This window comes from Desulfosarcina cetonica JCM 12296 (assembly GCF_001311845.1).
GTDB lineage: Bacteria > Desulfobacterota > Desulfobacteria > Desulfobacterales > Desulfosarcinaceae > Desulfosarcina > Desulfosarcina cetonica.
This window is the reverse complement of sequence record NZ_BBCC01000309.1, coordinates 1-4,491: the sequence shown is the minus strand read 5'-3', so window position 1 is coordinate 4,491 and position 4,491 is coordinate 1. Positions and strand designations below refer to the sequence as shown.

The following is a 4,491-nucleotide window of genomic DNA, read 5'->3' as shown; positions in this document are numbered from 1 at the left end:
CGCCCCTACTCCCTAAACGGTCTGTACCACTTTCTTCAGATAAATCACCGCCGGCTTGGTGTTGAGATACCCCATCACCTGATAGGCCCGCGGATCCTTGATCAGTTGACTCACCCGGCTTTCCGGGTCCATCAGGCTGCCGAAGGTCAGGGCGCCGGTGGGGCAGGTCTGAGCGCAGGCCGGCGTCACCTCGCCATCGCGGATGGCGCGATTTTCGTTCTTGGCCGCGTTGTGGGCCCGTTTGATGCGCTGGATGCAGAAGGAGCATTTCTCCATGACGCCCTTGCTGCGCACGGTCACCCAGGGGTTGAGCTGCATGTCCAGCGGAGCGGGCCACTGCCAGTCGAACCAGTTGAACCGCCGTACCTTGTAGGGGCAGTTCTGGGCGCAGAAACGCGTGCCGATGCAGCGATTGTAAATCTGGTTGTTGAGCCCCTCCTTGGAATGGTGGGGCGCGTAGACCGGGCAAACCGCCTCGCAGGGGGCGTCGTCGCAGTGCTGGCACATCATGGGCAGGAAGGTCATGCGCGCCATGTCGGCCGGATCGTGGTAGCGCTGGATCTGCAGCCAGGCCATCTCGCGACCCTCGATGATGCGCGCTTCGCCGACGATGCCGATGTTGTTCTCCGCATAGCAGGCGGCCACGCAGGCCGTGCAGCCGATGCAGCGGTCCATGTCCACGACCATGGCCCAGCGGTAGCCGGCATGGTCATGGGGCGGATAGATATCGCGCTTGGGATCGTAGCCTTCCGGCGTGGGCGGCGTCAGCGGAAAGCTGTTCATCGTCAGCCCTTCCTGGGCATGCGCGTCGCGGAAGCGACCTTGGCCATGGCCACGGTGGGGGCGATTTTGCGATCCAGGGCCGTGCGGCTGCCCGAGGTGATGGCCAGCCGGGTGTGGCCGCGACCCTTTTCCAGGCTCGTGAGGGCAGTGGCAAAGGCCGGCTGGCCGGCATCCGCATCCAGTGATGCCGCCATCAGCGAAAGTGGGTTGACGCCCTGGCCACTGCCCCAGCGGCCATAGGTGGTGTGCCCCTGACCGGTGGGCACCATCACGGCCCGGGCAAAGAGGCCGGCATAACCGTAGGCCGGGGCTTCGAGTTCACCGGCCTTGGTTTTCAGCACCACCCGGTCGCCATCCTGGATGCCAGCGGCCTGCATGGTCTGCGGATGGATCAGAACCGGTGTCTGCCAGGGAATCTGGGTCAGGGTGTCCGGGGTCTCGATGAGCCAGGGCCGGTTGGCGCCGCGGCCATCGAAGAAACGGATGGAGGGCGGGGCCAAAAGGGTGAAGCTATCCCCGGGTTTGGGCAGGCTCGCCAGGCAGCGTTTGAGGGTATCGGCCGCCTTGAGATGGATGGCAGGCGCCTTGGCCGCCGCCGGAGATTCGTTGAAACGACCGCCTTGCTGGATCGTTGTCAGCCAAGTGGCTGCCGTCGGCTGAGATGTTCCGGCCAGCACCGTCTGGGTGACCAGGGCCTGATAATTCTCCGCCGGACGCTTGTCGGCCGGCAACAGCGCCAGGAAAACATCGCCAATGGCCGGGGCTTGATTGATGCGTCCCATGGCCGGCTGCAGGGTGGAAAGGCTGATGCCGTTGCTTTCGTAGGCGTTCCAGGTTTCCAGGGCCATCTGCACGGGAATGATCAGGTCGGCCTCGGCGGTGGTCTCGTTGAGAAAATTGTCGAAGGCCACCACGAAGCGCTTCTTCTCACCCAGGATTTTGGCCACACGCGCGCCGCCCGCCAGGGCGAAGACCGGATTGACATTGTTGAGAAAAACCAGCCCCACCTTGTTCTTCTGCAGGCTTTCGAAAAAGTCCATCACCGCGCTGCGCCGGTCGGCGATTTCCACCCGATGACGATTGCTAAAATCGAACAGGGATAGCGCGGGATCCAGGACCAGGTTGAGAAAAAGGGCGGCCAGCTCCGCGGCGGTGGCGGTGCTGCCGTCGCTGCCGGCACCGACGCCCAGAACCAGGGGATGCTTGGCTTTGATGAGTTGATCGGCGATGATTTTCAGCGCCTTTGGGCTGACCCCTGAAGTCTGTTCGATTGCCTCGGGGGGGTAATCGGCGGCCACCGCCATCAGGGTGCTCTTTAGTTTGCCGTCCACCTTGCGGTCCCCGGGAGCCTCGATCACCATTCGGATCAGACCCATGATCACCGCGGCCTCACTGCCGGGCCGGCAGGCGATCCAGCGGTCGGCATTGGCGCCGGTGAGGGACTGGAAGGGGCTCACCTGGAGAAAAACCCCCTTGCGGCCCTTTTGATACCCGTGCATGGCCTTGAACTTACGGGCGTATTCCACGGGTGAAAGCCAGGTTTCCAGGAAATCGGCGCCGAAGCCGACCAGGAGATCGGCCTGATCCAGGCGCAGGGTAGGCAGCTGGGCCTGGCCACCGAGTTCGGCGTGGGCGAACTTGAGGGCTTCATGGGCCAGGGGTTCGAAGATCACCGGCCGGCGGCCACCCGCCTGGGCGAGAACCCGGGTGAACAGATCGAGCTGGGTCCGGCCGACGGTCTCGGTGAGCATGGCCACCTGACCGTCACCCTTGGCAGCGGCCGCGTTGAACCTTTCAACGACCAGGGCCTTGGCCTTGTAAAAGGGAATCTCCTGCCAGCCGTCGGCGGTTTTAAGCTGCGGTTGTTTGAGCCGGTCGGGATGGTAGACGCCCTGCAGGGCCGCCTGGCCGCGCATGCAAAGGGCGCCCCGGTTGACCGGATGCAGGGGGTTGCCCTCCAGCTTGATTACCCGTCCTTCACGGTTTTTGGCCAACACGCCGCAACCGGCGGGACACTCGCGGCAGGTGCTGGCATACCAGTTGGCCCGGCCGGTGACCATGTCTTCGGTGGCCTGGACCATGGTGAACAGGTTGTCTTCGGTTTTGGCGGAGCAGCCGGCAGCGAAAGCGACACTGCCCATGGATGCGATCTTGAGAAAGGTTCGACGATTCATTCGTGATGCCCGTTCGTGCCAGGGTTGCCTGCGGGTGGCAGGGTCTGATCGGGGGCGTAGCCCCGTCCTGTTGCCGATGGACTGCGCGTTGATCGTGTGATTAACGGCCTGCCGTAAGTGGTGCGGCGTTGCGGCCGTTGAATGTTTGGGTGAAGATGAATTGATCCTGATTTATGCGATACGATAGCAAAAGGTTGGAATGGTTGTCAATTCCCGAAAATGCGCAACGCCGCCATCTAAGAGGCTGTTTGAACAGTCTGGATCAGGCCCGCTAACAAGGCGGAAAATGGCTCGAAAGCGGAGCATATACGACACATATGTGAGCATTGTAGCTGTTTTCCAACACCGGTAGCGGGGCTTAGACGGGCTGTTCAAACGGCCTCTAAGGTGTTCCGTCCAGCCAAGTGCCCGTGCGGTAACGCCAGAGCAGCGCCGGGCCGACGGTCAACAGGGTGAATCCGATCAGGGCCGCAGTAATCCGACGGACGGCCTGCCACTGGCGCCGGCCGGCCGGACCGGCCAGGCAGGCGTGTCGGCACTGGATTCGCCCGGCGGCCCACAGGGCGATGGTTTCCAGAAGAACGGCCCCCAGGCAGCCGAAAATGAGAAACCCGGCGCCATGATATTCAGGCAGGAACAAGCACCAGGGGCAGGGATGGGAAAGCACCTCGTAGTAGTAGGATGACCAGGTCTGTTTGATCGCCAGGGTCGCGGTGATGGCCCAGACGAGGGACAGGGCCGCCACCGGACCGCCGGGTATCCGGGAACGCGCCGCCGCGGTCGCCAGGAAGGGCAGGAGCAAGATTCCGCCCAGGCAGCTCCACAGGGCCGCGGAACGTTGCCAGGTCTGCATCCCCACCCCTGCCGGATCGGCCAGGACCCGGTCGTAGACCGCCGCGCAACAGCTTACCGGTGGCGCGCCGTCGATTCGCATGACCGCCCGCCAAGTGTGGAAAAGGGCCAGGCAGAGAAAGGGAAGCACGGCGATCAACAGGCGTGCGTTGGCGTCGGTCAACACGCCCTGGGGGCAATCGCGATCCAATCCGTCGCGGATCTGCCAGGCGAACAGCCATATCCATGTGATCCCCCAGAAAATCAGGGCCTGGTATCCTTCGGCACCCATGGCCTGGAGCACGCCGGTGCCGCACATGGCCCCGGGAATGAGCGTGTGCCAGACCCGGGTGATGCCGATGAGGCCCAAAAGGGTTGCGCCGGCAAGCATGCACAGGGCCCATCGTCCCAAAAGGGCCGCCATCTGGGCATGGCGTTCACAGCGCAGTTGAACCGGGTCGGACCGCTCCGGTCGCCAGTTCAGGGCCACGTCCCAGGCGCAGGCGGCGGCAGCCAGGTAGAGTCCGCTTCCGGTGACCGCCGCTATCCAGAAGGCCCAGGTGTGCGGGTGCCAGATCACGGCCCGACCTGTGGTTCGATGGGGCCCGCCAACCGGCCAGAAGCCAGCTGAAAGCGGTGGTCGACGACGCTGGATTGTCGCAGGCGCGGATCGTGAGAGCAGACCACCACCACCGCGCCGTGC

3 protein-coding genes are annotated in these 4,491 nt (G+C 63.9%); all 3 read right to left on the bottom strand.

From position 1 onward, the window contains the following. Positions 1-12 precede the first annotated feature (12 nt). The 3 genes from JCM12296_RS32645 to JCM12296_RS32635 all read right to left on the bottom strand — a co-directional run bounded on the left by JCM12296_RS32645 (position 13) and on the right by JCM12296_RS32635 (position 4,368). Entirely contained in the window at positions 13-783 is a 771-nt protein-coding gene (locus JCM12296_RS32645) for a 4Fe-4S dicluster domain-containing protein (protein WP_083456744.1), read from the bottom strand. Between the two features lie 2 nt (positions 784-785). Further along, positions 786-2,957, bottom strand: coding sequence for a molybdopterin dinucleotide binding domain-containing protein (locus JCM12296_RS32640; protein WP_054701896.1), 2,172 nt, complete (start codon positions 2,955-2,957; stop codon positions 786-788). A gap of 382 nt (positions 2,958-3,339) precedes the next feature. Then, a complete protein-coding gene (locus JCM12296_RS32635) occupies positions 3,340-4,368 on the bottom strand; it encodes a hypothetical protein (RefSeq protein ID WP_054701893.1) in 1,029 nt (342 codons plus the stop codon). Between the last annotated feature and the right edge of the window lie 123 nt (positions 4,369-4,491).

Excerpts from the sequence above, each read along its gene's own strand:
- JCM12296_RS32645 (WP_083456744.1), bottom strand. The coding sequence starts at position 783 with ATGAACAGCTTTCCGCTGACGCCGCCCACGCCGGAAGGCTACGATCCC.
- JCM12296_RS32640 (WP_054701896.1), bottom strand. The coding sequence starts at position 2,957 with ATGAATCGTCGAACCTTTCTCAAGATCGCATCCATGGGCAGTGTCGCT.